Consider the following 24,620-nt stretch of genomic DNA (forward strand, 5'->3'; position numbering starts at 1 on the left):
ATGGCCAGGGACAGTGCCGCTTCGGCGCCCGGGTCCGGGGCCCGCGCCGGACGGCCTGTCGGCCACCGGAGCGTCGGCTCCCGTCTCTTCGGCCGTGTGCTGGAGGGCGGGCTGCTGCACGGCGGGGTGCAGGGCAGCCCGGTGCTCCGCCTGTTCATGCGCTGGGTGCGCCGCCCCCTGCTGCCGGTCATGCGGCTGTGGCGGCGCAACATCCAGCTCAAGGTCGTCGCCACCACCCTGCTGATGTCGCTGGGGGTGGTGCTGCTGCTCGGCTTCGTGGTGATCGGGCAGGTCCGCAACGGGCTGCTGGACGCCAAGGTGAAGGCCTCCCAGAGCCAGGCCACCGGTGGTTTCACGGCGGCCAAGCAGAAGGCCGAGGAGGCGGCGAGCACCAACGGCGACGACGGCACCCCCGCGGACGGGCGTCCCTCGCAGAACGTCATCCAGTGGATGAGCGAGCTGGTGAAGTCGCTCTCCAGCGGTGGCCAGAGCGCGTTCGACGTGGTCACGCTCCCCATGGGCGGGGAGAGCGGCAGCGGACGCGGTCCGCGCGCCTCCGGATCGGTCGACTGGGCGGTGAGCGTTCCCGAGGCCCTGCGGGAGCGGATCGACGGCGACACAGCGGCCGCCCAGAGCTACACCCGGATCGTCTACAACTCCGACCAGCCGTCCCAGCCGGGACTGGTCATCGGCAAGCAGGTCAACGACCCGAACGGCGAGCCGTACCAGCTGTACTACCTCTTCCCGCTCACCCAGGAGGAGAAGTCGCTCAGCCTGGTCAGGGGCACACTGGCGACCGCCGGTCTGTTCGTGGTCGTGCTGCTCGGGGCCATCGCCTGGCTCGTGGTGCGCCAGGTCGTCACCCCGGTACGGATGGCGGCGAGCATCGCCGAGCGGCTGTCCGCGGGGCGGTTGCAGGAACGGATGAAGGTCACCGGCGAGGACGACATCGCCCGGCTCGGCGAGGCCTTCAACAAGATGGCGCAGAACCTCCAGCTCAAGATCAGCCAGCTGGAGGACCTGTCGCGGATGCAGCGGCGGTTCGTCTCCGACGTGTCGCACGAGCTGCGCACCCCACTGACGACCGTGCGGATGGCGGCCGACGTCATTCACGACGCGCGCGTGGACTTCGATCCGGTGACCGCGCGGTCGGCCGAACTGCTCGCCGACCAGCTGGACCGGTTCGAGACGCTGCTCGCCGACCTGCTGGAGATCAGCCGCTTCGACGCGGGCGCCGCCGCGCTGGAGGCGGAGCCGATAGACCTCAGGGAGGTCGTCCGGCGCGTCGTCAGCGGCGCGGAGCCGCTCGCCGAGCGCAAGGGCACGGGGATACGCGTGGTCGGCGACCAGCAGCCCGTCGTCGCCGAGGCGGACGCCCGGCGGGTCGAGCGCGTGCTGCGCAACCTCGTCGTCAACGCCGTCGAGCACGGCGAGGGCCGGGACGTCGTCGTCAAGCTCGCCGCGGCCGGGGGCGCCGTCGCCGTCGCGGTGCGCGACTACGGCGTCGGACTCAAGCCGGGCGAGGCCACCCGGGTCTTCAGCCGCTTCTGGCGGGCCGACCCGGCACGCGCGCGTACCACCGGCGGCACGGGGCTCGGGCTGTCGATCGCCCTGGAGGACGCGCGGCTGCACGGTGGCTGGCTGCAGGCCTGGGGCGAGCCCGGCGGTGGCTCGCAGTTCCGGCTGACGCTGCCCAGGACGGCGGACGAGCCGCTCAGGGGGTCGCCGATACCGCTGGAGCCGACGGACTCGCGCCGCAACCGCGGGCTCAACGACGCGGGCCTCGCCGACCCGGCGGTGGCGGGCGGCGCGGACAAGTCGGTCGGCGTCCCGGCGCAGGTGCCGGCCGGGCAGGTCTCCGCGGTGTCCGCGCGGGGGCCGATAACGCCGCGGCAGGCCACGGTGGCACCCACGGCGGATCCCACGGCACTGCCAGGCAACGGCGCGCGCGTGGTACCGAGGCCCGTGTCGGGGGCGCGGAGACAGGACGGTGGGCCGGCACCGGAGGCGGCGGGCCGCCAGGACGCCGGTCCCGGGGACTCGAGCAGGCAGGGGGAGGCATCTCGTGGGCGCTGACCGCGGGAGGGGCGGTCGGCGGAGGCCGGCACGCGTGGTGGCGTACGCCGTCGGCGGTGTCGTACTGCTGGCCGGGTGTGCGGCCATGCCCGACAGCGGGGACCTCAGGGGCGTGGAGTCCACGCCCCGGCAGGACCCGCAGGTCCGGGTGTTCGCGATGCCGCCGCGGGAGGACGCCCCGCCCGCCGACATCGTGCAGGGCTTCCTGGAGGCGCTGACCAGTGACGATCCGCACTACGAGACGGCGCGCAAGTACCTGACCGGTGACGCCGCGAAGAGCTGGCGGCCGGACGAGTCGGCGACGGTGCTCGCCGGCGGGCCGGGAACGGAGTCCGACCACTCGGGCAACCGCGAGGACGCCAACGACTACTCGGTCACCCTGACCGGCACCAGGGTCGCCACGGTCGACGCGCAGCAGTCGTACGCGCCGGCCGACGGCGTGTACCGCGAGTCGGTGCACCTCACGAGGGACGGCAAGTCCAAGCAGTGGCGCATCGATTCGCTGCCGCCGGGCGTCGTCATGGGCAAGTCGGACTTCCAGCGCAACTACATGTCGGTCAACCGGTACTACTTCGCCTCGAACACCCCGGTGCGGGCGGCCGCCGAGACGGGACCGGTGCGGGAGCCGGCGGCCGTCGCCGATCCCGTCTACGTGCGCCGGCGGGTGGACCCGATGACCCAGGTGGTGCGTTCCCTGCTCAGCGGGCCGACGAGCCTGCTGGGCCCCGTGGTCAGGTCGAGCTTCCCGACCGGGACGGCACTGGCGAAGAACGCCGGCTCGCTGACCCCCGACGACCGCAGCAAGCTGACCGTCCCGCTGAACGACAAGGCGGCGCGGGCCGGCGCGGACAAGTGCGACGAGATGGCCGCGCAGCTCCTGTTCACGCTGCAGAACCTCACCCCGGCGGTGCAGGAGGTCGAGCTGCGCTCGGGCGGTGAGCAGTTGTGTTCGCTCTCCGAGGACCGCGCCGAGACGGTCGCTACCCGCGGCTCCGCGCAGCGGCCCGACTACCTGTACTTCGTCGACGACCAGGACCGCCTGGTGCGGATCGCGGCCGGCAGCAACGGGACCCGGGCCGAACCCGTGCCCGGCCCGCTGGGCGAGGGTCATCAGGCCCTGCGGTCGGTGGCGGTGTCGCGCGACGAGCACAGCGCGGCCGGAATCGGTCTCGACAACAAGTTGCTGTACGTCGGCTCGCTGGTGTCCGGCGGTTCGCTCGGCGACCCCGTGCTGGCAAGCCAGGGCAAGACGGAGTCGGACCGGCTGACCCCGCCCAGCTGGGATGCGCAGGGCGACCTGTGGATAGCCGACCGCAACCCGGCCGACCCGCGGTTGCTGCTGCTGAAGGAGGGCGCGGGCGATCCGGTGGAGGTGCGGACCCCGGGCCTCGACGGGCGCGTCCAGGCCGTGCGGGTGGCCGCCGACGGGGTGCGGATCGCGCTCGTGGTGGAGAAGGACGGCAAGCGGTCGCTGCTCATCGGGCGGATCGAACGGGACGGGAAGGCGGGCGACGTGCCCGCGGTCACCGTGCTCGAACTGCGTTCCGCGACCCCCGAGCTGGAGGAGGTCACGGCCATGTCCTGGGCCGGCGACGCCCGGCTCGTCGTGGTGGGGCGCGAGCGCGGGGGCGTCCAGCAGATCGGGTACGTCCAGGTCGACGGCTCGACGCCGGAGGCATCGGTGCCCGCGGCCCTGACCGGAGTCAAGGAGATCGCCGCGACCGAGGACGAGCGGCTGCCGCTGGTGGCGTATTCGGAGGACCTCATCGTGCGGCTGCCGTCCGGGCTGCAGTGGCAGAAGGTGACGGAGGGGACCGCGCCGGTCTATCCGGGGTGAGGCGGTCCCGTCCGGCGGGGGTGGGGCGTCCTGTCCAACGGGGTGGGGCGGTCCCGTCCGGCAGGATGGGGGGGTCCGCCGTTTCGGGGCCCGGCGGGGTTTTCCACAGGGGGCCGGCCGACGTTTTCCACAGGCCTGGCGGGGCTTCGCAGGCAAGGGCACAGTGGTGGCCATGCGCGGATTGCGGACATGCCTGACACGGCGGACATGGCGGAGGGGGTGGGCGGACCTCACGGACCTGGTGCTGCCCGCCGAGTGCGGGGGGTGCGGCACGGCTCGGGCGGTGCTGTGTCCCCGGTGCCGTACGGCGCTGAGCGGAGCCCCGCCGTGCCGCGTGCGTCCGGAGCCGGAGCCGCCCGGCCTGCCCGCGGTGCACGCGGCGGCGCCGTACGCGGACGAGGTGCGGGCGGCGTTGCTGGCCCACAAGGAGCGGGGCGTGCTCGCCCTCACGGCACCGCTCGGAGTGGCTTTGGCGCAAGCGGTGCGGGCGGCTCTCCGGGAGGCGGGGACGGACGCGGGTGACGTGCGGACCGGTGCGGTGGGGGCCGGCGCGGCGGGTCCCGCGCCGAGCAGGGGGCCGGTGCTGCTCGTGCCCGTGCCGTCGGCGCGCAGAGCGGTACGGACGCGGGGGCACGATCCGGCGCGGCGGATCGCCCTCGCGGCGGCGGGGGAGTTGCGGCGCACCGGGACGTCCGCCCGGGTGCTCGCGGTGCTGCGGCAGCGGTACGCCGTGGCCGACCAGTCGGGGCTTGACGCCCGGCGGCGGCTGGACAACCTCGCCGGCGCGCTGGCGGTGGCTCCGGGCGGTGCGGGGCCGCTGCGCGAGGGCGGGACGGTCGTTCTCGTCGACGACCTGATGACGACGGGGGCGTCGCTGGCCGAGGCGGCCCGCGCGGTGCGCGCGGCTACGGCCGCCGCCGTTGAGTCGCCGGCGGGGTCGGATGCGTACCGGACGGCGAGATCGGCTGTGTATCCGGCCGAGGCAGGGGAAGGCAGAGAGGAACGGAAGACCGGGCCCCGAATGGCGGGTCCGTACGGAGGCGGTGGCGTGATCCGTGAAGCGATCTGCGCGGCAGTGGTCGCGGCTTCACCAGATTCTTTCGAAATAAACCGGAACTGACTGAGAACTTACATCGTTGCAGGTAATGAGGGAGTCAATTCACCGGAACGGAGGTACGCCGCGGTAGAGGGTGACGACATCCGTCCGGGCGAGATATGTTCGGTTGTGAGGCAAAGCCGCAGGCCACACCTTGCAAATCCGAATGCCGTGCTGCGGGTTTTACCGTCATCACCCGCACCGGTGGAGTGGAGATCTCGCCCGCGGGGGAGGAGGTGGACGTCACCGAGTCCGAGGTTTCGGGATGGACCGGAACCTGGTGCAAAAGGGAGATGCTCCGCCGTCGAAGCGGAGCGATCCGGGAACGGAGTTCTGCGTGGACATCGTCGTCAAGGGCCGCAAGACCGAGGTGCCCGAGCGGTTCCGGAAGCACGTGGCCGAGAAGCTGAAGCTGGAGAAGATCCAGAAGCTCGATGGCAAGGTGATCAGCCTCGACGTCGAGGTGTCCAAGGAGCCGAACCCCCGGCAGGCCGACCGCTGCGACCGCGTGGAGATCACGCTCCGCTCCCGCGGTCCGGTGATCCGGGCGGAGGCGGCGGCGAGCGACCCCTACGCGGCGCTCGACCTGGCGGCCGAGAAGCTCGGCGCACGACTGCGCAAGCAGCACGACAAGCGCTTCTCGCGCCGCGGCGCACGCCGGATCTCGGCGGCCGAGGTCGCCGACCACGTACCCGGCGCGGCGACGCTCAACGGGAACGGCGACGTCGTCCCGACGGAGAAGCAGGACGGCGTACCCACCAAGAAGATCGGCTCGCTGGAGGTCCAGGGCGACGGTCCGCTCGTCGTCCGGGAAAAGACCCACGTGGCCGCACCCATGTCCCTCGACCAGGCGCTCTACGAGATGGAGCTGGTCGGGCACGACTTCTACCTGTTCGTCGACTCCGAGACCAAGGAGCCCAGCGTCGTCTACCGGCGGCACGCCTACGACTACGGCGTGATCCACCTGACCACGGACACGATGGTCACTCAGGCGCACGCCCCCGACGCGGGGGATGCGCTCGGCGGTTGACACTCGCCGCCGGGTGACAGCGGTTCGGTGCCCCTGGAGCGCGTGTGCGCCCCCAGGGGCACCGGTGTGCGACGGTGCGCGAGGGTGTGCGACCCCAGAGCTGCCCGTTCGGTCACCCCGCTGTCCGCCGGGCATGGAATCATGGCGGCAACGGCCCAACCGGTGGGTCGTTGCTCTGGGTTGGCGATGGCTCAGGACCACGTGCCACAGCCTTCAGGGGGAGGAACGATGGCGGACAGTTTCGGACCGATGCGGGGCGCGGGCGTCGACCACGGGATCGACGACGGGGTCGCCGGCATGGGCCCGGACGCGGGCTCCGCACGCGAGGAGCCGATCAGGGTGCTGGTCGTGGACGACCACGCCCTCTTCCGCCGCGGCCTGGAGATCGTGCTCGCGGCCGAGGAGGACATCCAGGTCGTCGGAGAGGCCGGTGACGGCGCCGAGGCCGTGGAGAAGGCGGCCGACCTGCTGCCCGACATCGTCCTGATGGACGTGCGGATGCCCAAGCGGGGCGGTATCGAGGCCTGCACCTCCATCAAGGAGGTGGCCCCCAGTGCCAAGATCATCATGCTGACGATCAGCGACGAGGAGGCCGACCTCTACGACGCGATCAAGGCGGGCGCGACCGGTTATCTCCTCAAGGAGATCTCGACGGACGAGGTGGCCACCGCCATTCGCGCGGTGGCCGACGGACAGTCCCAGATCAGCCCGTCCATGGCCTCGAAACTGCTGACCGAGTTCAAGTCGATGATCCAGCGCACCGACGAGCGCCGGCTGGTGCCCGCGCCGCGGCTCACGGATCGCGAGCTGGAGGTCCTCAAGCTCGTCGCCACGGGAATGAACAACCGGGACATCGCCAAGGAACTGTTCATTTCCGAGAACACCGTGAAGAACCACGTGCGCAACATCCTGGAGAAACTCCAGCTGCACTCCAGGATGGAGGCCGTGGTGTACGCGATGCGGGAGAAGATTCTCGAGATCCGGTGAGCCGGGGCCGGTGACCCGGTGAGCCCGTTTCCGGTCAGTCGAGCAGCCGGGCCAGCTCACGGGCGAGGGGTTCACGCAGATCAGGAGTCTCGACCCGCTCCACGCGTACGTTCGTGCAGTCCACCCAGCTCGCCGCCTCAACCAGTGCCTGGGCCACCGCCGGGGCAGCCTTCGGGCCGTCCAGCGTGACCTGCTTGGCGACCAGGGTGCGCCCCTCGCGGGCCGGGTCCACCCGGCCGACGAGCCGGCCGCCGGCCAGGACCGGCATCGCGAAGTAACCGTGCACCCGCTTCTGCCGGGGCACGTAGGCCTCCAACCGGTGGGTGAAACCGAAGATCCGCTCCGTGCGCGCCCGCTCCCAGATCAGCGAGTCGAAGGGGGAGAGCAGCGTCGTGCGGTGACGGCCGCGCGGGACCGTCTCCAGGGCCGCGGGGTCCGCCCAGGCAGGCCGGCCCCAGCCCGCCACCGTGACCGGCACCAGGCCCGAGTCGGCGATCACCGCGTCGACCTGCTCGGCCTTGAGACGGTGGTAGTCCGCGATGTCCGCGCGCGTGCCGACGCCCAGGGACTGGCCGGCCAGGCGGACCAGGCGGCGCAGGCACTCGGTGTCGTCCAGGTCGTCGTGCAGCAGCGCGGCCGGGACGGCGCGCTCGGCCAGGTCGTACACCCGCTTCCAGCCGCGGCGCTCCACGCACACCACCTCGCCGTACATGAGCGCGCGCTCGACGGCGACCTTCGTGCCCGACCAGTCCCACCACTCACTGGTCCGCTTCGCGCCGCCCAGATCCGTCGCGGTGAGGGGGCCCTCCTCGCGCAGCTGCTTGACGACTCGGTCGTAGTCGCCCTCGGGGAGGTGGTGGTTCCAGTGCGGGCGGTTGCGGTACGCGCGGCGGCGGAAGGCGAAGTGGGGCCACTCCTCGATCGGGAGGATGCAGGCGGCGTGGGACCAGTACTCGAAGGCGTGGGTGTCCGTCCAGTAGGCGTCGTCGACGGTCCGGCGGCCGACCGCGCCGAGGCGGGCGTAGGGGATCAGCTCGTGGGAGCGGGCCAGGACCGAGATCGTGTCGAGCTGCACCGCGCCCAGGTGACGGAGGACGCCGCGGACGCCCGCGCGGCGGTCGGGGGCGCCGAGGAAACCCTGCGCGCGGAGGGCGAGGCGGCGGGCCTCGTCTGCGGACAGTTCCGTGGCGGGGGGCGGGAGGGTCGTCATACGTCCGCACGATAGGGGGTGGGTCTGACAGTGGGGCGCGAGGAGCGGGGCTCCGGTGCGGGGAGGTGGGTGCGGTGGCCCGGGGTTCAGGCGGCGCCGGGTGTCGGGAGGTACGGGGACGTGGACGGGAGGGCGAGGTCGCAGGGGAGGAGGGAGCCGACCCAGCAGTCGCGGCGGACGCCCTTGTTGTTGATCGCGGAGCGCAACGTGCCCTCCATGGCGAAGCCCGCGCGCTGGGCCACCGCGCGGGACGCCGCGTTGCCGACCTCGGCGCGCCACTCCAGGCGGTCCACGGCCCGCTCGGTGAAGGCCCAGCGGGCGGCGGCGACGGCGGCCTCGGTGATGTAGCCCCGGCCGCGGTACTCCTTGGTGCCCCAGAAACCGATCTCGCCGACGCCCAGGGAGATCATCGTGACGCCGAGCATGCCGACCAGGTCACCGGCGGGGAGGAAGAGGCCGAAGGTGAACATCGAGTCGTTCGCCCAGCCGTCGGGGACCATCTGCTCCGTGAAACCCCGCGCGTGCTCCGGGAGGTAGGGAGACGGGACCATCGTCCAGCGTTGGATGTCGGGGTCCTGGCAGGCGGCGTGCACGGCCTCGGCGTCCCGGGGGCCGACCGTGCGCAGGACGAGGCGGTCGGTGGTGAGCGTGACGGGTTCCATCGGCCGATTCTGCGCGGCGCTCCCCGCAGGCGCCAATATTTTTTGCCGTGCGTGAACATCCGGTCACCTCTCGTGCGATTCCCGGGAAGGCGCGGCACCATCCGCGGGGCCCGGACGTTGAAAGGGGTGACAGCAGACGGGAATGCCGGATGCGAGGAGCGGACGGTCCTCGTCGCAGCAGGCCTCCCGGGGCAGCGGGGTCCTCGCATACGATGGCCGTTGCCCGATCCGTCACAGGAAACCGACCGTCCCAGGCCCGACCGGCAAGGAGACCAACCCCCGTGTCCGTCCTCTCGAAGCTCATGCGTGCAGGCGAAGGCAAGATCCTGCGCAAGCTGCACCGCATCGCGGACCAGGTCAACTCCATCGAAGAGGACTTCGCTGACCTCTCCGACGCCGAGCTGCGGGCCCTCACCGACGAGTACAAGCAGCGCTACGCCGACGGTGAGAGCCTTGACGACCTGCTGCCCGAAGCCTTCGCCACCGTCCGCGAAGCCGCCAAGCGCGTCCTGGGCCAGCGGCACTACGACGTGCAGATCATGGGTGGCGCGGCCCTGCACATGGGCTACGTGGCCGAGATGAAGACCGGTGAGGGCAAGACCCTCGTCGGCACGCTGCCCGCCTATCTCAACGCCCTGTCCGGCGAGGGCGTGCACATCGTCACGGTCAACGACTACCTGGCCGAGCGCGACTCCGAGCTGATGGGCCGCGTCCACAAGTTCCTCGGTCTGAACGTCGGCTGCATCCTCGCCAACCAGACGCCGGCCCAGCGCCGCGAGATGTACGCCTGCGACATCACCTACGGCACGAACAACGAGTTCGGCTTCGACTACCTGCGCGACAACATGGCATGGTCCAAGGACGAGCTCGTCCAGCGCGGCCACAACTTCGCCATCGTCGACGAGGTCGACTCCATCCTCGTCGACGAGGCCCGTACGCCGCTGATCATCTCCGGCCCGGCCGACCAGGCCACCAAGTGGTACGGCGACTTCGCCAAGCTGGTGACCCGCCTGAAGAAGGGCGAGGCCGGCAACACCCTCAAGGGCATCGAGGAGACCGGCGACTACGAGGTCGACGAGAAGAAGCGCACCGTCGCCATCCACGAGTCGGGCGTCGCCAAGGTCGAGGACTGGCTGGGCATCGACAACCTCTACGAGTCGGTGAACACCCCGCTGGTCGGCTACCTGAACAACGCCATCAAGGCCAAGGAACTGTTCAAGAAGGACAAGGACTACGTCGTCCTCGACGGCGAAGTCATGATCGTCGACGAGCACACCGGCCGTATCCTCGCCGGCCGCCGCTACAACGAGGGCATGCACCAGGCGATCGAGGCGAAGGAAGGGGTGGACATCAAGGACGAGAACCAGACGCTCGCCACGATCACCCTCCAGAACTTCTTCCGCCTCTACAAGCGCCACGACCACGACGGCAAGGAACAGCCGGGCCTGTCCGGCATGACCGGTACGGCGATGACCGAGGCCGCCGAGTTCCACCAGATCTACAAGCTCGGTGTGGTGCCCATCCCGACCAACCGGCCGATGGTGCGCAAGGACCAGTCGGACCTGATCTACCGCACCGAGGTCGCCAAGTTCGAGGCCGTCGTCGACGACATCGAGGAGAAGCACCGCAAGGGCCAGCCGATCCTCGTCGGCACCACCTCGGTCGAGAAGTCCGAGTACCTCTCGCAGCAGCTCAGCAAGCGCGGCGTCCAGCACGAGGTGCTCAACGCCAAGCAGCACGACCGGGAGGCGACGATCGTCGCCCAGGCGGGCCGCAAGGGCTCCGTGACGGTGGCCACGAACATGGCCGGCCGTGGTACGGACATCAAGCTCGGCGGCAACCCCGAGGACCTCGCCGAGGCGGAGCTGCGCCAGCGCGGTCTCGACCCCGAGGAGCACATCGAGGAGTGGGCCGCGGCCCTGCCCGCCGCGCTCGAGCGTGCCGAGCAGGCGGTCAAGGCCGAGTTCGAAGAGGTCAAGGAGCTGGGCGGCCTCTACGTCCTGGGCACCGAGCGGCACGAGTCGCGGCGCATCGACAACCAGCTGCGCGGTCGTTCCGGCCGTCAGGGCGACCCGGGCGAGTCCCGCTTCTACCTCTCGCTGGGCGACGACCTGATGCGGCTGTTCAAGGCCCAGATGGTCGAGCGCGTGATGTCCATGGCGAACGTGCCCGACGACGTGCCGATCGAGAACAAGATGGTGACGCGTGCGATCGCGTCCGCCCAGTCGCAGGTCGAGACGCAGAACTTCGAGACCCGCAAGAACGTCCTGAAGTACGACGAGGTCCTCAACCGCCAGCGCGAGGTCATCTACGGCGAGCGTCGCCGCGTCCTGGAGGGCGAGGACCTGCAGGAGCAGATCCAGCACTTCACGAACGACACGATCGACGCCTACGTGCAGGCCGAGACCGCCGAGGGCTTCCCCGAGGACTGGGACCTCGACCGGCTGTGGGGCGCCTTCAAGCAGCTCTACCCGGTGAAGGTCACCGTCGAGGAGCTGGAGGAGGCGGCGGGCGACCGTGCCGGACTGACCGCCGACTACATCGCGGAGTCCATCAAGGACGACGTCCGGGAGCAGTACGAGGCGCGGGAGAAGCAGCTCGGCTCCGAGATCATGCGCGAGCTGGAGCGGCGGGTCGTCCTGTCGGTCCTGGACCGCAAGTGGCGCGAGCACCTCTACGAGATGGACTACCTCCAGGAGGGCATTGGCCTGCGCGCCATGGCGCAGAAGGACCCGCTGGTCGAGTACCAGCGCGAGGGCTTCGACATGTTCCAGGCCATGATGGACGGCATCAAGGAGGAGTCCGTCGGCTACCTGTTCAACCTGGAGGTCCAGGTCGAGCAGCAGGTCGAGGAGGTCCCGGTCGAGGATGCGGCGCCGTCGCTCGACAAGGGCGCGCAGGACGCGGTTCCGGCCCAGGCGGGCGCCCGTCCGGAGATCCGGGCCAAGGGCCTCGACGCGCCGCAGCGCCGGGACCTGCACTTCTCCGCGCCGACCGTGGACGGCGAGGGCGGTGTCGTCGAGGGCGAGTTCACCGACGGCGAGCCCGCCCAGGCCCAGTCCGACGGGCTCACGCGCGCGGAGCGCCGCAAGCAGGCCAAGGGCGGGCGGCGCCGCAAGAAGTGACGGCGCGGTGCCCGTGGGCGCCGTGGCGGTGGGAAGGGCCGGTCACCCGGGGTGACCGGCCCTTCGGCCTGTCCTGGCGGCGTACCGGGGCTCCGGGCGGTCTTGGGCCGGCAGGCAGGCCGGGACGGTCAGTCGTCGTCCGCGCGGGTCCTGCGGGGGCCGCCCACTTCCACCGCCGTGCAGCGCCAGCGCAGGTCCCGGCCCCGCTCCAGGCGGAACGCCATGGCCCGCAGCCGGTCGCCCGCGCCGATGCGCGCGAAGACCTCCAGGGCGCCCGGCCGTGGCTCGAAGTACCCGATGTCGCGGACGACCGGGGAGGTGCCGCGGGTGCGCAGCGGGCCGCGTTCGGCGAGGTGGGCCAGGTCGTCGTAGGCCCGGCCGACGGTGTGGCGGAGCATCGAGTGGACGGGGCGCCGTCCGCTGAGGACGCCCAGCAGCAGCTCGGCGAAGTGGTCGGTGGGCCGCAGCTGTGGGACGGGCCGGCGAGGTGTCTGAGCGGGGACGACGGGCGCCGCGGAGGGCCGGGCGACCCTTCGGTGGCTCCCGGGCGCGATCCGCCCCCGGGAGGGGGCTGCGGCAGGGGCCGAGGCGGCGCTCGCGGTGCGGGCGGCGGCGGAGGCCGTGCCCGGGCCGCCGTCGACGGCAGCCGTGGTCGGGCGGCCGGGGGCGAAGGCCGTGGCCGGCTCCGGCGCCGAGCCCGTGGCGGGGGCGCCCGGGGGACCCGCGACCGGGGCGGGCCCCGCGCCCCGGCCAGGTCCGGCCGTGGGCGGGCGGGTGTCCGCCGGCCGCGTCCGTGACCGCTGGGACCGGCCCGGAGACCCCGGCGGGCGCCCACCGGACGCCGCAGCACGCGCCCCGCGTGCCCCAGGCCTGCGAGGCGGCAGGCCGCCCGGCGCACGGGGCGGGGTGCCACCGGGGCCGTCGGACAGGGTGCCGCCGGGCCCGGTGGACGGGACGCCGCCGGGTCCGCCGGACACGTGGAGGTCGCTGCCGCCGGGCCTACGGAGCGGAGCGCCGCCGGTCCCGCCGGGCGGCGTGGCCGACGAGCTGTACGACGGCGTCGCCCCCGGCCCGTACGACGGTGAGGCCGACGGCCCGTACGACGGTGAGGCCGCCGGCCCGTACGACGGCGAGGCCCCCGGGGCGGAGGAGGGCGTGGCACCTGGGCCGCCGTGGGGCGGCGGCGGTGAGGTGGGAGGGGATGCGGGGGCGGTGGGGCGGGGCTGGGTTCGGGTCATGACCTTGCGCATGGGGGTCCCCGTTCGGCGGCCCGGGTGATACCGGGCGGTAACTTCGCGGTCGGTGATCTTGTACGGGGTGGAGGGGCGGCGCGGCAAGGACGTGGGCGGCCGGGTCGAGGGGGTCGGGAGGTTCACCTATCAGAGTGATGCGGGGAAGCGCAGAGGCCGGGGCTGCGGGGTGAGGAGGGTGAATTCCGGGACCGGGGTGGACGTGTCGGAGGTCACGGGTGGGGACTCGAAAGGGGACACCCGCACGTATCCTGAAGGCTCTTCCGCCGGGCCGCCGAGCGCTCCGGCGGCGTCCCCGACCACGAAAGCGGCAGACTCATGCGCGTCTACGTCCCCCTGACCCTGTCCGGCCTCGCCGAGGCGCACCGGGCGGGAGAACTGGGGACCGGGCCGCTCGTCGCCTACGCCGTCACACCGGCGCTGCGCGAGTGGTACCTGTCGGACGACATCGAGGAGCTGGAGTACGCCGCCCTCAACCGGGCCGCCCTGGCCTCGCTGCGCCTGCTGGCGGCCGACCCGGCCGGGGTTCGGCGCCGGGTCGTGGTCGCCGCGGACATCCCCGACGGCGCCGCCGTGGCCGACCCGGACCGGGGACTCGATCCGGCGGCGCTGGGCGAGGTCCGCCTCGCCGGACCGCTGCCGCTGGCCAAGGCGGCCGCGGTGCACGTCGACTCCGCCGACGCCGAGGCGGACGTGCGCGCCGCGGTCGAGGCCCTCGCCGCGGCGGACGGCGGGGACGACGACGCCCAGTACGTCGTGGACGGCGCGGAGGACCACGAGCTGCTCTGGTACGCGACGCAGGAGATCCCGAACCTGGTCTGACCGGGAGGAACGTGCCTCGGTGTCCCGATTGTCAGTGGCGCCGGGTACGTTTTCGGGCATGGGGATGCAGACAGGCGCACACATCGTGTGGGACTGGAACGGCACGCTGTTCCACGACAACGACGCGATCATCGGGGCGACGAACGCGGCGTTCGCCGAGCTGGGGCTGGCGCCGATCACACTGGAGCGGTACCGGGCGCTGTACTGCGTGCCGGTGCCGAAGTTCTACGAGCGCCTGATGGGGCGGCTGCCCACCGACGCCGAGTGGGAGGTCATGGACGCGACCTTCCAGCGGTACTACAGCGTGCACCGGAGCCGTTGCACGCTCGCGGACGGTGCCACGGAGCTGCTCGTCCGGTGGCGGTCGGCGGGGCGCAGCCAGTCGATCCTCAGCATGTACGGCCACGACGAGCTGGTGCCGCTGGTCAGGGGCCTCGGGATCGAGACGCACTTCATACGCGTCGACGGCCGGATGGGGCCGTCCGGGGGCAGCAAGGCCGAGCACATGGTGCGGCACCTCGCGCAGCTGGCGCTGTCCGGGGTGGAGCCCGCTCGCACGGTGGTGATCGGGGACGCCGCCGACGACGCGGTGGCGGCGAGCCACGCGGGCGCCGGGGCGGTGCTCTACACCGGGGGGTCGCACAGCCGGGCCAGCCTCGAGGGGGTCGGGGTGCCGGTGGTGGACACGCTGGGAGAGGCCGTGGCGGTGGCGGAGCGGCTGGCGGGCTGACCCCGCCGCCCGGCACCGGCGCGTACCGGCACCGGCGCGTACCGGCACCGGCGCGTACCGGCACCGGGGTGTACCGGACGCCGGGGCGCGCCCGGCGCCGCGTCGTACCTGTGCGGAACGTCCAAGTTGCGGGCCCGGTTTTGTACACATGCGGCTCATGACGGGGAGCCCGTGCGGGGCGATAGCCTTGTGGCGTGATCAGCGCGATAGCTCGCGGGGGCACTGGTGCCCCTGCCCTGCGCCCGGCAGTCACGGACGACATCCGTGGCCGGGCGGCGGTCGCTGATCCTCGCGGGCGGGACGGGGCATCGAAGACCCCCGGTACGGCGCCGCGCACTTCCCGGACGGTGACGGCGAGAGCGAAGTCACACCCGGTGGAAGCGGCGACATTGGCTGATATGCCCCCGCTCCTCTCATCTTGCGGCATAGCGTCGGAGCAGACCGGACACCCCGTGTCCCGACGTCATGCCGGAAGGCAGGAGACCGTACTTCCTTCTACGTCACGCAACGGCGCGCGACAGGAGTCAGAGGACAATGCAGACCAAGCTGGACGAAGCCAAGGCCGAGCTGCTCGAAAGGGCTGCGCGGGTAGCTGAGAACAGCCCGGTCGGGGGGCACCTACCGACCGGGACGACGGGCGAGGGAACTCCGGGCACCCCGGACGGCCCGGACGGCGCCCCGGACTACGCATCCGTGTTCGCGTTCCTCCAGCGCTACTACCGGCACACCGCCCCGGAGGACCTCGCCGACCGCGACCCGGTCGACATCTTCGGGGCCGCCGTCTCGCACTACCGGCTGGCCGAGAACCGTCCGCAGGGCACGGCGAACGTCCGGGTGCACACCCCGACGGTCGAGGAGAACGGCTGGACGTGCAGCCACTCCGTCGTCGAGGTGGTCACCGACGACATGCCCTTCCTCGTCGACTCCGTGACCAACGAGCTGACCCGCCAGGGCCGCGGCATCCACGTCGTCGTCCACCCGCAGATCGTGGTGCGGCGCGACATCGCCGGCAAGCTCGTCGAGGTGCTCGCCGGTCCGCCCGCCGCCGACCTGCCGCACGACGCGCACGTCGAGTCCTGGATCCACGTCGAGATCGACCGCGAGACCGACCGCGGCGACCTGAAGCAGATCACCGCCGACCTGCTGCGCGTCCTGAACGACGTCCGCGAGACCGTCGAGGACTGGGGCAAGATGCGGGACGCGGCCGTCCGTATCGCGGACCAGCTGTCGACCGAGGCGACCCCCGAGGACCTCCCCGCGCGCGAGCTGGAGGAGGCCCGCGAGCTGCTGCGCTGGCTGGCCGACGACCACTTCACCTTCCTCGGCTACCGCGAGTACCAGCTGCGCGAGGACGACTCCCTCGCCGCCGTCGCCGGTACCGGCCTCGGCATCCTGCGTTCCGACCCGCACCACGCGGCCGACGAGAGCCACCCCGTCAGCCCGTCCTTCGAGCGGCTGCCGGCCGACGCCCGGGCCAAGGCCCGCGAGCACCGGCTGCTGGTGCTGACCAAGGCGAACAGCCGGGCCACCGTGCACCGGCCGTCGTACCTCGACTACGTCGGGGTCAAGAAGTTCGACGAGAACGGCAACGTCGTCGGCGAGCGGCGCTTCCTCGGACTCTTCTCCTCCGCCGCCTACACCGAGTCCGTCCGCCGGGTGCCGGTGGTGCGGCGCAAGGTGGAGGAGGTGCTGGAGCGGGCCGGCTTCTCGCCCAACAGCCATGACGGGCGGGACCTGCTGCAGATCCTGGAGACGTACCCGCGCGACGAGATGTTCCAGACCTCCGTCGAGGAGCTGGAGCCGATCGTCACCTCCGTGCTCTACCTCCAGGAGCGGCGCCGCCTGCGCCTCTACCTGCGTCAGGACGAGTACGGCCGCTACTACTCGGCCCTCGTCTACCTCCCCCGCGACCGCTACACCACCGGTGTCCGGCTGCGGATCATCGACATCCTCAAGGAGGAGCTCGGCGGCACCAGCGTCGACTTCACGGCCTGGAACACCGAGTCGATCCTGTCCCGGCTGCACTTCGTGGTCCGGGTCCCGCAGGGCACGGAGCTGCCGCACCTGTCCGACGCCGACAAGGAGCGCGTCGAGGCCCGGCTCGTCGAGGCCGCCCGCTCCTGGGCCGACGGGTTCGGCGAGGCGCTGACCGCCGAGTTCGGCGAGGAACGCGCCGCGGAGCTGCTGCGCCTCTACGGGTCCGCCTTCCCCGAGGGCTACAAGGCCGACCACGGCCCGCGCTCCGCCGTCGCCGACCTCGGCCACCTGGAGCAGCTCGACGAGGAGACGACCTTCGCGCTCAGCCTGTACGAGCCGGTCGGCGCCGCGCCCGAGGAGCGGCGCTTCAAGATCTACCAGAAGGGCGGCTCGGTCTCCCTGTCCGCCGTGCTGCCGGTGCTCAGCCGGCTCGGCGTCGAGGTCACCGACGAGCGCCCCTACGAGCTGCGCTGCGCGGACCGCACCACGGCCTGGATCTACGACTTCGGCCTGCGGATGCCCAAGGCCCCGTCCGGCGGCGCCGACTACCTCGGCGACGACGCCCGCGAGCGCGTCCAGGACGCCTTCGCCGCCACCTGGACCGGCAAGGCGGAGAACGACGGCTTCAACGCCCTCGTGCTGAGCGCCGGACTGACCTGGCGCGAGGCGATGGTGCTGCGCGCGTACGCCAAGTACCTGCGGCAGGCCGGCTCCACGTTCAGCCAGGACTACATGGAGGACACCCTCCGCAACAACGTCCACACCACGCGCCTGCTCATCAACCTGTTCGAGGCGCGGATGGCGCCGGAGCGGCAGCGGGCCGGGCGGGAGATCGTCGACGCCCTGCTCGAAGAGGTCGACGCCGCTCTCGACCAGGTGGCGAGCCTGGACGAGGACCGGATCCTGCGGTCCTTCCTCACCGTCATCAAGGCGACGCTGCGGACCAACTTCTTCCAGGAGGCGAGCGGCGGCGTGCCGCACGACTACGTCTCCATGAAGTTCGACCCGCAGGCCATTCCCGACCTGCCCGCGCCGCGCCCGGCGTTCGAGATCTGGGTGTACTCGCCGCGCGTCGAGGGCGTGCACCTGCGCTTCGGCAAGGTCGCGCGCGGTGGTCTGCGCTGGTCGGACCGGAGGGAGGACTTCCGCACCGAGATCCTCGGCCTGGTCAAGGCGCAGATGGTGAAGAACACCGTCATCGTGCCGGTCGGCGCCAAGGGCGGTTTCGTCGCCAAGCAGCTGCCCGACCCGGGCGTCGACCGCGACGCGTGGCTGGCGGAGGGCATCGCCAGCTACAAGACGTTCATCTCGGCGCTGCTCGACATCACCGACAACATGGTGGCCGGCGAGGTCGTGCACCCCGCGGACGTCGTCCGGCACGACGAGGACGACACCTACCTCGTCGTCGCCGCCGACAAGGGCACCGCGAAGTTCTCCGACATCGCCAACGAGGTCGCCGAGTCCTACAACTTCTGGCTCGGTGACGCCTTCGCCTCCGGCGGCAGCGCGGGCTACGACCACAAGGGCATGGGCATCACCGCCCGCGGCGCCTGGGAGTCCGTCAAGCGGCACTTCCGGGAGCTGGGCGTGGACACCCAGACCCAGGACTTCACGGTCGTCGGCATCGGCGACATGTCCGGCGACGTCTTCGGCAACGGCATGCTGCTCAGCGAGCACATCCGCCTGGTCGCCGCCTTCGACCACCGGCACATCTTCATCGACCCGACGCCGGACGCGGCCACCTCCTACGCCGAGCGCCGCCGGCTGTTCGAGCTGCCGCGCTCGTCCTGGGAGGACTACAACACCGAGCTGCTCTCGGCGGGCGGCGGCATCTTCCCGCGCACGGCCAAGTCCATCCCGGTCAACGCGCACGTCCGCGAGGCCCTCGGCATCGAGCCGGGCGTCACCAAGATGACCCCGGCCGAGCTGATGAAGGCGATCCTCAGCTCCCCGGTGGACCTGCTGTGGAACGGCGGCATCGGCACCTACGTCAAGGCGTCCACCGAGTCCAACGCGGACGTCGGCGACAAGGGCAACGACGCCATCCGCGTCGACGGCAAGGACCTGCGGGTCCAGGTCGTCGGCGAGGGCGGCAACCTGGGCCTGACCCAGCTGGGCCGGATCGAGTTCGCGCTGCAGGGCGGCCGGATCAACACCGACGCCATCGACAACAGCGCGGGCGTGGACACCTCCGACCACGAGGTGAACATCAAGATCCTGCTCAACGGTCTCGTCAAGGACGGCGACATGACCGTCAAGCAGCGCAACAAGCTGCTCGCCCAGATGACCGACGAGGTCGGCGCGCTGGTCCTGCGCAACAACTACGCGCAGAACACGGCGATCGCCAACGCGCTCGCCCAGTCCAGGGACATGCTCCACGCCCAGCAGCGCTTCATGCGGCACCTGGTCAGGGAGGGCCACCTCAACCGGGCCCTGGAGTTCCTGCCCACCGACCGCCAGATCCGGGAGCGGCTGAGCAGCGGACACGGCCTGACCGGCCCGGAGACGGCCGTACTGCTGGCGTACACGAAGATCACCGTCGCCGAGGAGCTGCTGCACACCTCGCTGCCGGACGACCCGTACCTCAAGGGTCTGCTGCACGCCTACTTCCCGACGGCGCTGCGCGAGCAGTTCGCCGAGCAGGTCGACGGCCACCCGCTGCGCCGCGAGATCACGACGACCGTCCTGGTCAACGACACGGTCAACACGGGCGGTACGACGTATCTGCACCGGATGCGCGAGGAGACCGGCGCGTCGCTCGAGGAGATCGTGCGGGCGCAGACCGTGGCGCGGGCGATCTTCCGCTCCTCGCCGGTGTGGGACGCGGTGGAGGAGCTGGACACCAAGGCCGACGCCGCCGTCCAGACCCGGATCCGGCTGCACTCGCGCCGCCTGGTCGAGCGCGGCACGCGCTGGCTGCTCAACAACCGGCCGCAGCCGCTGGAGCTGGCCGAGACGGTGGACTTCTTCGCCGAGCGGGTCGAGCAGGTGTGGTCGCAGCTGCCGAAGCTGCTGCGCGGTGCGGACGCGGAGTGGTACCAGCACATCTACGACGAGCTGACCGGCGCCGGAGTCCCGGACGAGCCGGCGACGCTGGTGGCCGGGTTCTCCTCGGTCTTCGCGGCGCTGGACATCGTGTCGGTGGCCGACCGCATGGGCAAGGAGCCGCTGGACGTCGCGGAGGTGTACTACGACCTCGCCGACCGGCTGGGCGTCACCCAGCTGATGGACCGGATCAGTGACCTGCCGCGGGACGACCGCTGGCAGTCCATGGCCCGTGCGGCGATCCGCGAGGACCTGTACGCGGCGCACGCGGCGCTGACCGCGGACGTCCTGGCGGTGGGCAACGGGTCGTCGACGCCGGAGCAGCGGTTCAAGGCGTGGGAGGAGAAGAACGCGGCGATTCTCGGGCGGGCGCGGACGACGCTGGAGGAGATCCGGCAGTCGGACGCGTTTGATCTGTCCAACCTCTCGGTGGCCATGCGGACGATGCGGACGTTGCTGCGCACGCATTCGTAGGAGGCGGTGCGGCGGTTGCGTCGTTGCCGTGTGAGGCGCCCCGGGCCGGGTTCGGTCCGGGGCGCCTTTGCGTCGCGCCCGGGGTGGGCGTGGACGCGGGGTGGGTGCGCAGCCCGGCGCCTACGGGGTGCCGCCCGCGCCCACCCGTGCCGCCCGGGGGTACCTCCCAGGCCGTTCAGGCACTGGGGGAGGCACGACTGCCCGCAGTCGGGGTGACGTCAACGGAGGATGTTGGACAGCAAGCGGGCTGCTCTGCGGGTTCGGGGGGTGGAGAGGCGGCGCGCGGCAGGGCCGAGGATTTTGGCCGTCGTGCCCACCGGCTGCCAGGTGATCTGGAGGCGGCCCGGGTTGTGGCCCTCAGGGCGGAGGGTGACGCGGTGGGGGGTGAGGCCGGTGCGATAGGGGACGCGGGCCGTGAGGGGCGGGAAGGCCAGGGGCGCCAGGAGGATGCCCGTGTGGGTGCGGCCGCGATGGCGGAGGCGGAGCACGGGATGGCGGGTGCCCGCGAAGCCGTGCAGGGGGAGACGGGCCGCCGCCAGGTCCAGGCGGACGCGGCCCTCGAAGAGTCCGGGGCGGACGGGCGAGAGGCGGAAGGGAACCGTGAGGCGCCTCGGGCCGGGGGAGAGGTGGAGCACCGCGCGCTGGGGGCCGACGGGGAGGCGCAGGGCCGGGTCGTAGGTGCGGACGGTGAGGTCGACCGACGCACCGGGGCCACGCGTGATCTCCGTGATCTCGTGCCGGAGCAGGGCGGTGAAGAACGGGCGGGTGTCCAGGTCCAGGTCGGTCAGGTCCAGCTCGCGCCGGGACTCGGGGGAGGCCGGGACCTCCTCGCCCCAGTACACGCGGCCGCTCTGCTCGTCCGGCGTCACCCGGCGCGGTGCCACGTCGTGGCCGAGGCCGCGGGCCGCCGTACGTACGTCGGACAGGCGCCGGTCGCGCAGCAGCCGCAGGACGACCCGTTCGGCGCGGGGCAGCCGGGCGTAGGCGCCCTCGGCGAGCGTGTCGAGGTAGGGGTTCATCAGGTCCGCGAAGGAGGCCAGCCAGGTGTCGTCCCGGTAGGGGAGGTCACCGGCGTACATCCGGAAGTCGTGCTTGAGGAACTTGAAGTCCTTGTCCTCGCGCAGCGCCTCGTGTCCGCTCTCGGCCAGGAACGCGTCGATGAGGCGCTGCACGTGGACGCGGTCGCGGACGTTGGTGAGCTTGTGCCGCTGGTTGGAGATGGAGGCGGAGTCGGCGGCCGCGTACGGGGCGATGTACCAGCGGTAGACCGGCTCGGGGACCACGGTGAACGTCTTGGCCAGGCAGTACGCCTGCGCCGAGAAGAGCTGGTCCTCGTAGTGGATGCCCTCGGGGAAGCGCAGGCCGTGCCGGTCGAGGAAGGCACGGGCGTACATCTTGCTGGTGGAGAGGTGCTCGAAGAGCAGGCGCGGGTCGGCCTCGATGCCGTCGAGGGTGCGGCGTTCGGCGACCAGGTGCGGCATCCAGGTCGTGCGGCGTCCGCCGTCCTCGCGGATGCGGTGCACGGCGCCCATGGCGAAGTCCAGGTCGCGTTCGCGGTGGGCGGCGAGCAGGACCTCGACGGCGCGTTCGGGGAGTTCGTCGTCGCTGTCCAGGAACATCAGGTACGGCGCCCGCGCGATCTCCAGGGCGCGGTTGCGCGGGGCGCTGCACCCGCCGCTGTTCTCCGGCAGCCGGAGGTAGACGACGCGCGGGTCGTGGGCGGCCAGTTCGCGGGCCACCTCCTCGGTCGCGTCGGTCGAGTGGTCGTCGCTGATGACGACCTCGATGTTCGCGTGGGACTGGCGCAGCGCGGAGGCGACCGCGCGGGGGAGGCGCCCGGCGTCGTTGTAGACGATGACGGTGACGGTGACGTCCGGTGTCCGCGAGGGGACGGGCGCGGGCGTGCCCGTGGCCGGGCTCGTGCTCGTGGCTGTCCTCATGACGAGGTCGCCTCCTCGGGGCTCGGGGCCGGGGTGCGGTCCTCGACCGGCAGGACCGGGGGCAGCGTCCGCTCGTCCTCGCCGAGGAAGACCCGGCGCACGACGCGTTCGGCGGCGCGGCCGTCGTCGTACTCGCAGAACCGGCGCCTGAAGGCGGTCCGGGCCTTCGTCGCGCGCTCGTCGTGCCAGGCGTCGGAGGTGAGGATCTCCGTCAGCTCCGCCTGGGTGCGGGCGACCGGTCCGGGGGCCTCGGCCATCAGGTCGAAGTAGACGCCGCGGGTGGTGCGGTAGGTCTCCCAGTCGTCGGCGTGGATGACGATCGGGCGGTCGAGGTTGGCGTAGTCGAACATGATCGACGAGTAGTCGGTGACCAGCGCGTCGGCGGCCAGGCACAGCTCCTCGACGGGTTCGTAGGAGGAGACGTCGACGAGGCGGCCGGTGCGGCGCAGGCCCGCCAGCGGGGCCGAGGGGGCGGCGGCGCTGTCGTAGAAGTAGTGCGCGCGCACCAGCAGAACCGTTTCTTCACCGAGTCGGTCGGCGAGGGCCGCGAGGTCCAGGCGCGGGGTCCAGCCGGCCTCGTAGTCGCGGTGGGTGGGCGCGTAGAGAACCGCGCGGCGGCCGGGTGCGATGCCGAGGCGCTCGCGGGCCGCGCGGACCTCGGCGGGACCGGCGGTGTAGTACACGTCGTTGCGCGGGTAGCCGTGGTCGAGGGAGAGGTGGCGGGACGGGTAGGCCCGCTGCCACATGCGGGTGGAGTGGCTGTTGGCGGAGACGCTGAAGTCCCACTTGTCGACGCGCTCGAGCAGCGCCTGGAAGTCCAGGCCGTGGGCGGCGGCCGGGTACGGCAGCTGGTCCACGCCCATGCGCTTGAGCGGGGTCCCGTGGTGGGTCTGGAGGTGGACGGTGCCGGGGCGTTTGACCACCGCGTCCGGGAAGTTGACGTTGTTGACCAGGTACTTGGCGCGGGCCAGCACCTCCCAGTAGCGGCGGGTGCCGGGCACCACGTGGTCGGTGCCGGGCGGCAGCAGGGCCGCGCCCTGCGCCGTGACCACCCACACCGGGTGGACGCCCGGGGCGAGTTCGGCGAGCTTGGTGGCGATCGCGGCCGGGTTGCAGGCCACCCCGCGGTTCCAGTACGCCGAGAACACCGCGAGGTGCGGGTCGAGGGGGCGGGCCAGGGCGGCGCGGTACTGGAGGGTGCGCAGCCGGGTACCGGCCCAGCGTCTGCCGGTGCGCGCGGCGGCGCGCACCCCGCGGCGGGCGTGGCTGGCGGTCCGCAGGGCGCGGTACCTGCCGTAGGCGCCCTCCTCCAGGAGCGAGCGGCGTACGCCCTCCAGTCCGGCCGGGCGCCGCAGTCCCTCGGGGCGGTGGCGCCGGGCGGTCACCGACGCCCGGTGGAAGAACTCCCGCGCCACGTCGTCCGGCATCCCGGCGCGGGCGAAGGTGTGCAGGCAGTCGCGGATCATCAGGTCGTACAGGACGCCGTGGACGGCGGGCCGGTCGGCGGTGAGGCCCAGGAGCGCCTCGTAGCGGTCGACCAGGGCGTACCGCTGCGCCGCTGTGGGCGGCGGCAGGCTCTCGGGGCGCAGCCTGCGGTCCTCGTACGCCGGGTGGGGCAGGCAGGCGACGCGGTCGGCGAGCAGCAGCGCGGCGTACGCGGCGAAGGGCTCGTCCTCGGTGGTCAGGAGCCGTTCGTGGGCCCGCCAGAAGCCGGCGCGCACGGCGCGGTTGCCGAGCAGCGGGGTGAGGCGGAGCAGCCCCGCGCGGTCGTCGAGGGCGAGGCTCTCCCCGGCGCGGCCCGCGCGGGCGAGGCGCGGTCCGTCGGGGGAGGGCAGACCCGAGGCGCGCCAGGAGCTGCGGACGTGGTCGAGGAGCAGGACCTCCACGGCGTCGGGGAGGGCACCGGCGCGCTCGGCGACGGCGGGCGGGGCGCCGACGGGCAGCCCGTCCTTGGCGTGCACGAAGTGCAGCCACCGGCCCCGCGCCCGTGCCGCCCCCGCCGAACGGGCCGCGGCGTCACCGGCTCCGTCCGGCAGGGGCAGCACGGTGAAGGCGGGGGCGTGCCGCTCGGCGACCTCCCGCGCCCAGTCCCCGACGGCGGCGACGATCACCTCGACGCCGGTGAGGGGGTGGGCGTCCAGGGAGTCGAGGAGGGCGGGCAGGTGGTCCTGGACGTTGCGGCCGTGGACGATGACGCTGAGGTCGGGGGCCGTCTCGGACATCGCGGTGACGGACATCGCGGGGACTCCTTCGCCTTCGTCGCTCCCGGAGCACTCCTGTGGTCGACTGCTATGCGGTCATCGTGACATCAATCGGGCAAAAGGGTTAATTGTGAGTACGCCTCACGGGCGACGGGACG

The 24,620-nt window shown here is 72.2% G+C and carries 15 protein-coding genes; 10 read left to right on the forward strand and 5 right to left on the reverse strand.

Annotated features, from left to right (window positions below; all coding sequences use genetic code 11):
• The 5 genes from mtrB (at position 1) to R2E43_RS23150 (ending at position 7,026) form a co-directional block, all read left to right on the forward strand.
• Positions 1–2,076: a two-component system sensor histidine kinase MtrB gene (gene mtrB / locus R2E43_RS23130; protein WP_093456282.1), complete on the forward strand. Its 2,076-nt coding sequence runs from the start codon at positions 1–3 to the stop codon at positions 2,074–2,076.
• Entirely contained in the window at positions 2,066–3,913 is a 1,848-nt protein-coding gene (locus R2E43_RS23135) for an LpqB family beta-propeller domain-containing protein (protein WP_332056526.1), read from the forward strand. Before mtrB ends, R2E43_RS23135 begins: the two co-directional genes overlap by 11 nt.
• A gap of 172 nt (positions 3,914–4,085) precedes the next feature.
• Positions 4,086–5,033: a ComF family protein gene (locus R2E43_RS23140; protein ID WP_265701440.1), complete on the forward strand. Its 948-nt coding sequence runs from the start codon at positions 4,086–4,088 to the stop codon at positions 5,031–5,033.
• Between the two features lie 313 nt (positions 5,034–5,346).
• Positions 5,347–6,039 (forward strand): ribosome hibernation-promoting factor, HPF/YfiA family, encoded by a 693-nt coding sequence (gene hpf, locus R2E43_RS23145; protein ID WP_016326377.1) that lies wholly within the window; start codon positions 5,347–5,349, stop codon positions 6,037–6,039.
• A 228-nt stretch (positions 6,040–6,267) separates the two neighbouring features.
• Positions 6,268–7,026 (forward strand): response regulator, encoded by a 759-nt coding sequence (locus R2E43_RS23150; RefSeq protein ID WP_003975804.1) that lies wholly within the window; start codon positions 6,268–6,270, stop codon positions 7,024–7,026.
• Between the two features lie 34 nt (positions 7,027–7,060).
• Here the strand turns inward: R2E43_RS23150 and R2E43_RS23155 are convergent, their stop codons facing one another.
• Both R2E43_RS23155 and R2E43_RS23160 read right to left on the reverse strand, forming a co-directional pair.
• On the reverse strand, positions 7,061–8,236 hold the full coding sequence (locus tag R2E43_RS23155; protein ID WP_193484835.1) for a winged helix-turn-helix domain-containing protein: 1,176 nt from the start codon (positions 8,234–8,236) through the stop codon (positions 7,061–7,063).
• An 86-nt stretch (positions 8,237–8,322) separates the two neighbouring features.
• A complete protein-coding gene (locus R2E43_RS23160; RefSeq protein ID WP_332056527.1) occupies positions 8,323–8,898 on the reverse strand; it encodes a GNAT family N-acetyltransferase in 576 nt (191 codons plus the stop codon).
• Between the two features lie 281 nt (positions 8,899–9,179).
• On the opposite strand from R2E43_RS23160, the gene secA reads away from it, so the two are divergent.
• Positions 9,180–12,023, forward strand: a complete 2,844-nt coding sequence (gene secA / locus R2E43_RS23165; protein ID WP_003975807.1) for a preprotein translocase subunit SecA — start codon at positions 9,180–9,182, stop codon at positions 12,021–12,023.
• Between the two features lie 128 nt (positions 12,024–12,151).
• On the opposite strand, the gene R2E43_RS23170 is transcribed toward secA, so the two are convergent.
• Positions 12,152–12,421: an Rv3235 family protein gene (locus R2E43_RS23170; RefSeq protein ID WP_003975808.1), complete on the reverse strand. Its 270-nt coding sequence runs from the start codon at positions 12,419–12,421 to the stop codon at positions 12,152–12,154.
• A 637-nt stretch (positions 12,422–13,058) separates the two neighbouring features.
• Here R2E43_RS23170 and R2E43_RS23175 point away from each other — a divergent pair.
• The 4 genes from R2E43_RS23175 to R2E43_RS23190 all read left to right on the forward strand — a co-directional run bounded on the left by R2E43_RS23175 (position 13,059) and on the right by R2E43_RS23190 (position 20,321).
• On the forward strand, positions 13,059–13,301 hold the full coding sequence (locus tag R2E43_RS23175) for a hypothetical protein (protein WP_206309231.1): 243 nt from the start codon (positions 13,059–13,061) through the stop codon (positions 13,299–13,301).
• Positions 13,302–13,591: 290 nt separating this feature from the next.
• Complete coding sequence (locus R2E43_RS23180) at positions 13,592–14,095, forward strand: DUF6912 family protein (RefSeq protein ID WP_093456278.1); 504 nt, start codon at positions 13,592–13,594, stop codon at positions 14,093–14,095.
• Positions 14,096–14,153: 58 nt separating this feature from the next.
• A complete protein-coding gene (locus tag R2E43_RS23185; protein WP_003975811.1) occupies positions 14,154–14,825 on the forward strand; it encodes an HAD family hydrolase in 672 nt (223 codons plus the stop codon).
• A gap of 534 nt (positions 14,826–15,359) precedes the next feature.
• Positions 15,360–20,321: an NAD-glutamate dehydrogenase gene (locus R2E43_RS23190; protein WP_011028707.1), complete on the forward strand. Its 4,962-nt coding sequence runs from the start codon at positions 15,360–15,362 to the stop codon at positions 20,319–20,321.
• A 218-nt stretch (positions 20,322–20,539) separates the two neighbouring features.
• Here R2E43_RS23190 and R2E43_RS23195 read toward each other — a convergent pair whose 3' ends face one another.
• Both R2E43_RS23195 and R2E43_RS23200 read right to left on the reverse strand, forming a co-directional pair.
• Complete coding sequence (locus R2E43_RS23195) at positions 20,540–22,261, reverse strand: glycosyltransferase family 2 protein (RefSeq protein WP_106518588.1); 1,722 nt, start codon at positions 22,259–22,261, stop codon at positions 20,540–20,542.
• A complete protein-coding gene (locus R2E43_RS23200) occupies positions 22,258–24,498 on the reverse strand; it encodes a CDP-glycerol glycerophosphotransferase family protein (protein ID WP_332056528.1) in 2,241 nt (746 codons plus the stop codon). The genes R2E43_RS23195 and R2E43_RS23200 overlap by 4 nt, the downstream gene beginning before the upstream one ends.
• Between the last annotated feature and the right edge of the window lie 122 nt (positions 24,499–24,620).

The organism is Streptomyces violaceoruber (genome assembly GCF_033406955.1).
Classification (GTDB): domain Bacteria; phylum Actinomycetota; class Actinomycetes; order Streptomycetales; family Streptomycetaceae; genus Streptomyces; species Streptomyces violaceoruber.

Bases quoted from the DNA above. Each gene is read 5' to 3' on its own strand.
- R2E43_RS23195 (WP_106518588.1), bottom strand. From the start codon at position 22,261: ATGAGGACAGCCACGAGCACGAGCCCGGCCACGGGCACGCCCGCGCCC.
- R2E43_RS23140 (WP_265701440.1), top strand. From the start codon at position 4,086: ATGCGCGGATTGCGGACATGCCTGACACGGCGGACATGGCGGAGGGGG.
- R2E43_RS23200 (WP_332056528.1), bottom strand. From the start codon at position 24,498: ATGTCCGTCACCGCGATGTCCGAGACGGCCCCCGACCTCAGCGTCATC.
- R2E43_RS23150 (WP_003975804.1), top strand. From the start codon at position 6,268: ATGGCGGACAGTTTCGGACCGATGCGGGGCGCGGGCGTCGACCACGGG.
- mtrB (WP_093456282.1), top strand. From the start codon at position 1: ATGGCCAGGGACAGTGCCGCTTCGGCGCCCGGGTCCGGGGCCCGCGCC.
- R2E43_RS23180 (WP_093456278.1), top strand. From the start codon at position 13,592: ATGCGCGTCTACGTCCCCCTGACCCTGTCCGGCCTCGCCGAGGCGCAC.
- R2E43_RS23160 (WP_332056527.1), bottom strand. From the start codon at position 8,898: ATGGAACCCGTCACGCTCACCACCGACCGCCTCGTCCTGCGCACGGTC.
- R2E43_RS23170 (WP_003975808.1), bottom strand. From the start codon at position 12,421: ATGCTCCGCCACACCGTCGGCCGGGCCTACGACGACCTGGCCCACCTC.
- R2E43_RS23190 (WP_011028707.1), top strand. From the start codon at position 15,360: ATGCAGACCAAGCTGGACGAAGCCAAGGCCGAGCTGCTCGAAAGGGCT.
- R2E43_RS23155 (WP_193484835.1), bottom strand. From the start codon at position 8,236: ATGACGACCCTCCCGCCCCCCGCCACGGAACTGTCCGCAGACGAGGCC.
- R2E43_RS23185 (WP_003975811.1), top strand. From the start codon at position 14,154: ATGGGGATGCAGACAGGCGCACACATCGTGTGGGACTGGAACGGCACG.